Annotated in this window: 6 protein-coding genes; 4 read left to right on the forward strand and 2 right to left on the reverse strand. The window is 31.7% G+C overall.

The genetic code is table 11. From position 1 onward, the window contains the following. Positions 1-132: 132 nt before the first annotated feature. From DZ60_RS0117575 to DZ60_RS0117590, 4 genes are all read left to right on the forward strand, one after another. Positions 133-1275 (forward strand): sterol desaturase family protein, encoded by a 1143-nt coding sequence (locus DZ60_RS0117575; RefSeq protein ID WP_025743338.1) that lies wholly within the window; start codon positions 133-135, stop codon positions 1273-1275. Between the two features lie 255 nt (positions 1276-1530). Beyond that, positions 1531-2166, forward strand: coding sequence for a hypothetical protein (locus tag DZ60_RS0117580; RefSeq protein WP_025743339.1), 636 nt, complete (start codon positions 1531-1533; stop codon positions 2164-2166). A gap of 348 nt (positions 2167-2514) precedes the next feature. Continuing rightward, positions 2515-3597: a polysaccharide lyase family 7 protein gene (locus tag DZ60_RS0117585; RefSeq protein WP_034230057.1), complete on the forward strand. Its 1083-nt coding sequence runs from the start codon at positions 2515-2517 to the stop codon at positions 3595-3597. A 291-nt stretch (positions 3598-3888) separates the two neighbouring features. Continuing rightward, entirely contained in the window at positions 3889-4689 is an 801-nt protein-coding gene (locus DZ60_RS0117590; protein WP_025743341.1) for an alpha/beta hydrolase, read from the forward strand. 177 nt (positions 4690-4866) lie between these two features. Here the strand turns inward: DZ60_RS0117590 and DZ60_RS0117595 are convergent, their stop codons facing one another. Then, positions 4867-6285 carry an RICIN domain-containing protein gene (locus DZ60_RS0117595; protein WP_025743342.1) on the reverse strand — a complete coding sequence of 473 codons (1419 nt, stop codon included), beginning with the start codon at positions 6283-6285 and terminating at the stop codon, positions 4867-4869. A gap of 316 nt (positions 6286-6601) precedes the next feature. After that, entirely contained in the window at positions 6602-6724 is a 123-nt protein-coding gene (locus tag DZ60_RS25785; RefSeq protein WP_394332031.1) for a hypothetical protein, read from the reverse strand. Positions 6725-6885: the final 161 nt, after the last annotated feature.

Consider the following 6885-nt stretch of genomic DNA (forward strand, 5'->3'; position numbering starts at 1 on the left):
TAACAAGAATCCTACTTTTATATTATTGACTATACCGCACCTAAGTCATTCTATAAGCACGGATATTATAAAAAAGTTGAAAATCATGTCAAATTAATTTATATTCAACCGTCTTACAATAAATTTAAGAAAATGAAAAACCAAATTACACGAATGCGCATAGGTGAAGGCCGAATTAGTGGAGCTATTTCTATATTTCTTGGGTCTCTATCTTTGGTCGGGATATTGTGTTTTAAATTTCCAGAACAATTAACAACTCCTGAGTTTCGTGAAATTTACACAGCAGATATGGTCGAAAATCTAATGCTTGGTGGTATTATCGCGACATTTCTTTTTGCACTGGTTAGTATATTACTCAATAAAAATAAAAAAAATGCGGTAATCGGAATTTCCTTGGGAGTACTAGCAATAGTATTTGGCGGATTTACAGTCGAAGGTAGAGCTGTAGAAAAAATAGAATGGAGTATTGGTTTAGACTGGCTAATTCTGGATTTATTTATTATGGCACTTTTGTTTGTCCCTATAGAGCTTGCCTTTCCTAAAAACAAATTACAGTCAAAATTTCATGAAGAATGGAGAACCGACCTTATTTATTTCGGAATAAGTCATTTAGCAATCCAATTATTTGGGGTCATAACGAAAAAACCTGCAGTTGCATTTTTTGGTTGGATGAACCTAGAACAAGTTCACTTATGGGTCTCAGAATTACCTTTTGTAATTGAATTATTCTTAGCGCTATTTATAACAGATATATTTCAGTATTGGGCACATAGATTTTTTCATTCTCACCATTATTTATGGAGGTTTCACTCGATACATCATTCAACACAAAACATGGATTGGCTTGCAGGATCACGAACTCATTTTATAGATATATTCTTTACTCGTAGTGTATCCTATATTCCTCTTTATGTATTAGGATTTTCTACACTAACCTTTAATGTCTATATCTTGTTTATCGCCATTCATGCGGTTTTAATCCATGCCAATACAAGAATTAATTTTGGATTCTTAAAATACATTATAACCACTCCACAATATCATCATTGGCATCATTGCGAAGAACCTGAACATTACGGAAATAATTTTGCGGTCGTCTTCCCTTTCATAGATAAAATTTTTGGAACCTATTATCTTCCGGGTAATGAATGGCCCAAAGGAACAGGATTAATTGATGCATCATTTCCAAAAGGATTCGTTAAACAACTTGTCTTTCCTTTTATGAAAAACCCTTTTAAAAATGATTTACTGCCAGAAGAAAGGAGTAAACGATAACTCATTAATAAACATATATAGTTATCAATAATGTATTTTCTACAACCCTATTAATTAAGTAATAAGGTGTAATAACTTTATAAATTTGATTAGAAGTACTTTTCCAAGAAAAAGGGATTGCTCCTTGATCATGTACTATTTTAGTCTATACCAGGAGTACGTATGTCCCAATTGGTCAATAAAAAATAACAATTCAGCACATAAAAATAGATAGACTCAATATTATATATGATTTTTGGACCTCTAAATTCTACTATGGAAAAAACGATACAAATTTTAATATATATTCATGCCGCATTTGGGGGTATTTCTTTATTAACAGGCTTAATATCAATGATTGCAAAAAAAGGAAGGTCCGTTCATAAGAAATTTGGACTGTTTTTTTTCTATTCGATGATGTTATCAGGAATTATAGCAATGATAGTAGCGGTATTGCCTAATCATGAAAACCCTTTTCTTTTTGCTGTAGGAATTTTTAGTTTATACTTTGTTCTAACCGGAAATAGAGCCTTAAATTTTAAAAGAAAAAACCCTAGTCTGAAAATTGATAAATCGATAGCAATCATTATGATTGTTACTGGTATATTAATGATTTCATTACCCATTATAATTGCAAATAGGCTGAACATAATTCTTGTTGTTTTTGCACTTGTAGGAATTATTTTTTCTGTAAAAGATTTACTTTTATTTAGAAAACCAGAATTACTTAGAAAAAAATGGCTGAAACTACATTTAGGAAAAATGATTGGTGGATATATTTCTGCCACTACAGCATTTGTGGTTGTAAATAACTTTTTACCAAGTATATATGGCTGGTTTGTCCCAGGAATTATCGGCGGATTTATAATAGCATATTGGACAAGGAGAGTAAATAAAAACAGGTACCCATAAGGTCCTTATTATACAGAAGTATATAAATACTAACTTTCTATTTTACTCTAAAATAAAACAGCTCTTATCAAATAAAAACTTTGCAAAAATAAGTTCATAAAAATAAAAGGAATAGCTACCGACAAACTTTAATTAATAAAACTAAATCATGTTTTACTATATCGTCATGATTTTTGTGTAAAATTTTAAAAACGTAAATTGCGAGCCCATAAAATAAAGCTAGAGCTTATTAGAATAAAAAGTATTTTTTCTGATTTGTACTTGTATTCATAAAACCGTTTACAAGCAAAGAACATTGTATCTAGTACGATAAAAGAGTAATATCTAAACAAAATGAATATAAAAATTATGAAATCATTATTTACAATGCCGCTCTTGATGATTGGTCTAGTATTTTTCCTGAATAGTTGCTCAAATGCCAAGAAAAAACCAACAGATGAAAGTAATACTGAAAATGTAGATGAGAAGATTGCAGAAAATATAAAAGAGGTTAAGTATCCTAGTGATGTGATTCCATTTTTTGAAAAATGGAAAATTTTATTGGGTGATGGTACTAAGTCTAAAGAATTAATCAATTATGAAAATAAAGACTTCTTTTATCTTCAAAATGATGGTAAAACAAATTGGGTAGTTTATAAAACACCAAATTCTGGAATCACTTCAAAAACTTCTAGTAATACTAGAACAGAATTGCACCAAAAGGAATATTGGAAAACAGAAACCGGAGGAAAATTAACAGGTACCTTAAAGGTAATGCATGTATCAACCTCAGGTGACCCTAGAGTAGCCGCTTCATATTCTGTGGTAGTTGGGCAAATCCATAGTAACGATGGGCATAAAAACGAACCGCTAAAAATATGTTACAAAAAATTTCCGGGCCAAGAGAAAGGATCTGTGTATTGGAATTATGAAATCAATACTGAAGGTGATAATTCTAACAGATGGGACTTTTCGACTGCTGTTTGGGGGTATGATATGTCCGTTGTAGGGCCTGATGCCACTACAAATCCTGAAGAACCAGCAGATGGTATTGCTTTAGGAGAAGAATTTAGTTATGAAGTAAATGTATTTGAAGGTATCATGTATCTAACATTTACAAGTGAAGGTCACCCAACAAAAACATTTACCAAGAATCTTCTGGCTTCTGATTTCGCAAAACCCTCTGATATACCTCAGCAAACAAGAGATTTATTTTTTCCGATAGGTCAAAAAGGTACAGAAAAACCTAATGCTTATAAAGGAGAGCTAAATTACTTTAAACAAGGAGCCTACAACCAAACTAACGGAAAAGACCCAAAAAAGAATATCGTTTGGTGTGCAGGAGCCGAAATTTATAACGGTGATATCTCAAAACAGTATGAAAATGGGTCTTATACAGAAGTGTGGTTTAAGGATGCAACCGTGGGTGCGGCTGTAAATCCAAACAAATAATGTTTAGTCAGTAGATGCTAAAGTAAATTTACAAAGGCTAACTAGTTTTTGTTATAGCATATCATTGCCATACGATAACATTTTAGCCAGAATAACTAAGCATATAAGTTACAGATTACAAATACAAGAGGTTATTTAGTAAAATAACCTCTTTTTTGATATTATATCATTGAATAAATTTATGGGCATGATCATCACTATTTACCTGTAAGTATTGTCTGTATTTTTTTATATTGATCTTGGTTTCTGTGGTCTTATACATTGATTCACCTTGGATATAAACTAAAGAGAATGAGAACTAAAATATTAACTATTTTAAAAGTAATAGTGGGCCTCTATATCATCCTATGTGGACTTCTATATTTTATCCAGGAGACATTGCTATTTTTTCCTCAAAAATTAGATCAGAATTATCAGTTTAATTTTTCACAAAATTTTGAAGAATTATACTTTAAAACGATTGACGGAAAATTATTAAATGGACTACTATTTAAAGCAGTAAATACAAAGGGACTCATTTTTTATTTACACGGAAATGGAGGTTCACTAGCCTCCTGGGGAAATATTAGTAAATTCTACACTGACTTAGGATATGATCTTTTTATTCTTGACTACAGAAGTTACGGAAAAAGTGAAGGTACAATAAACTGTCAAGAACAATTATTTGATGATAACCAAATAGTATATAACGAACTTAAAAAAACATATAAAGAAAAAGACATCATCATTCTAGGATACTCAATTGGCACAGGACTGGCATCCAAACTTGCTTCAGATAATATGCCAAAACATTTAATATTACAAGCTCCTTATTATAGCCTAACAGATATGATGCGTCGTAGGTTTTCTTTTGTTCCTACATCTATTCTAAAATACAAATTTGAAACAAATGTATATTTAAAAAGTTGCGAAATGCCAATAACAATCTTTCACGGAAATAAAGACGGTGTTATTCCCTATGAGTCTTCCTCTAAACTTAAGGATGATTTCGAAAAACAAATACACCTAATCACACTAAACGGACAAGGACATAATGGTATGTCGGATAATGAAGACTACAGGCGCGAATTAAAGGTGCTATTAGGTAGATAAACAACGAAAAAATAGGTCCACATTTTAAAAGATATATACATGGACCAAATAACCATTCTATTATTATAAATAAAAGTAGATATATTCTGATAAATCTGCTCAAGCAAGGTTTAACTCAAAATATATCTACTCACCTCTTAATTTTGTATACCTTTTTACAAGTTTAGATTGTAAAAGTTATTGTACAGGAACTAATTTCCATTGAGTTCTATCACCTACCCAACTTGTAGGGCTTTGATTAATTCTAACTGCTTCTGGATTGCTATTGATAGAGATATCATTATCATTTCTAGAACGTATTTTTTTCTGTGACCCACGATTCTTTATAAAGACATAATCATCACCAGCATCAATAGTTTGCCATTGCGTATGCCAGCCATTACCAGAAAACGATGTTTTGGATACAATATCCGAAAAATCGTTGTTATTCACAGGTCTGAAATATTTTCTTGAACCTCTATTTCTAAACTGAAAATATCCAGAATTTGTTGGTACTAATTCCCATTGAGAATACACACCATTCCAGAAACTTGGTACCTGAACCAATAAAGAATTTTGATTTACATTATCATAAGGCTTGATTCTCTTACCGCTTTCTTTATTTTCGATAAAATAGTACTGAATAATTTTGTCTTTAAATGCCTGTCCATGACTTGTAAGAGCACCAGAATTAAGATCAATTGTATTCCAACTATTATATAGTACCAATCCATTAACTCCTGCATCGATTGCTGCATCAATTCTTGTTTCTAAATCAGAAAACTTTTTGAAATTATTAACCTCTGAATCCCAAACAGGTAAATCTCCTGCATTATCTATAAATGCACTCCATGAATTATGATTAAAACCCAAATTATGAGTGGTTGCTATCGAGATATAGTTAGCAATATTAGATTGTTGAAGCACCGATATTCCTGCTGGTATACCCCAAGTGCAAGGACCTATCAATTCTGCTCCATTAACATTACCATATAACTCAGCATATATATTTGTCATTTGGTTTGCGTACCAAATACTGCCCGGAGCAGAATCTTCATTAAAAGGACTAATCCAATCACATGGATACTGTGAAGCAAAGGCTTTTACTCTTGCCACAAGTGCATTTTTTGCCTCAGTCTTACCCAAAACTGATGGACCTGTACCTCCATTTCCATCAGATAAAATTCCATTTGCTATTCTTTTACCACCAGCATGTTGTGCTGGGTTTGCAAATATTTTGAACCCTCTGGCTTTGGCTTGATTATAAAAATAGGTAAACATGGATTCGTTAGGATTAACGCCATCTGCAAAAATGGCTATTCGAATACCATTAACTCCCATTTCTTCGAAGCCATTTAGTGCATTATCGACATGCGCTGTAGTGATAAATTTGTTTGTAATTTGTGCTTGCTTTACATCACCCAGAACATATTCTAGGTTTCCTACGTAATGATGCCCCGAAAAAGAAGAAACTGTCAATTTAGATGAACCCGCAGTCTGTTCTACAGAATCTATTGATAAGTTTTCTTCAAAAGTCTCGTTGGTGCATGAAGAGATTAGTAGTGCTACTAGCATACTTGCTAGAAAGATAATTTGTGTTTTTTTGAATTGTAACATGGTTTTAAGGTTTATGTGTTTTGTGTTTAACGAAGTTCATACAGTAGAACGCCATAATCTGGTATTAAAGCACGATAAAACTGTTGGTTTTCTTGATTTTAATGTAGTTCGCTGCTAAGTATATAAAAAACCTATAGACAGGAACATTACGAAGCGACAGAATTTGTAGTGATTTAATAATACAAAATGTTTTCTAATGCATAAAACAGATTTAATTAAGAGTATTCTAAAATAAAAACTATTTTTTTATTAAAAAAATAGTTTTTACTACAACAAATTAAACATATCCCAAAAAACAATCTAAACTAATGCCAGACTAGAACCAGTACCCAATACTTATAAAAAGCTCTCCTTCCTCTAAGTCTCTAAAAGTATACATTGCTTTTATAGGTCCAATAAATGATTTGACACCGTACCCCAAACCATAACCAGAAATAATAACGTAAAAATATGTAAAACGCCCCCCTACCTTTAGGGTTTATTTTACATGTCCATTTACACAGCTTTATATATCGAATAAAAAAAACACCAAGAATCTGTTATAGACTCATGGTGCTTTTAATAATTTGAAATTGTCTTGTCCTGAAATAGCGTTACAAT

Source organism: Aquimarina pacifica, assembly GCF_000520955.1.
Taxonomy (GTDB): domain Bacteria; phylum Bacteroidota; class Bacteroidia; order Flavobacteriales; family Flavobacteriaceae; genus Aquimarina; species Aquimarina pacifica.

What these genes read in the sequence shown, in the direction of transcription:
- DZ60_RS0117575 (WP_025743338.1), top strand. Translation starts at nt 133, where the DNA reads ATGAAAAACCAAATTACACGAATGCGCATAGGTGAAGGCCGAATTAGT.
- DZ60_RS0117580 (WP_025743339.1), top strand. Translation starts at nt 1,531, where the DNA reads ATGGAAAAAACGATACAAATTTTAATATATATTCATGCCGCATTTGGG.
- DZ60_RS0117585 (WP_034230057.1), top strand. Translation starts at nt 2,515, where the DNA reads ATGAAATCATTATTTACAATGCCGCTCTTGATGATTGGTCTAGTATTT.
- DZ60_RS0117590 (WP_025743341.1), top strand. Translation starts at nt 3,889, where the DNA reads ATGAGAACTAAAATATTAACTATTTTAAAAGTAATAGTGGGCCTCTAT.
- DZ60_RS0117595 (WP_025743342.1), bottom strand. Translation starts at nt 6,285, where the DNA reads ATGTTACAATTCAAAAAAACACAAATTATCTTTCTAGCAAGTATGCTA.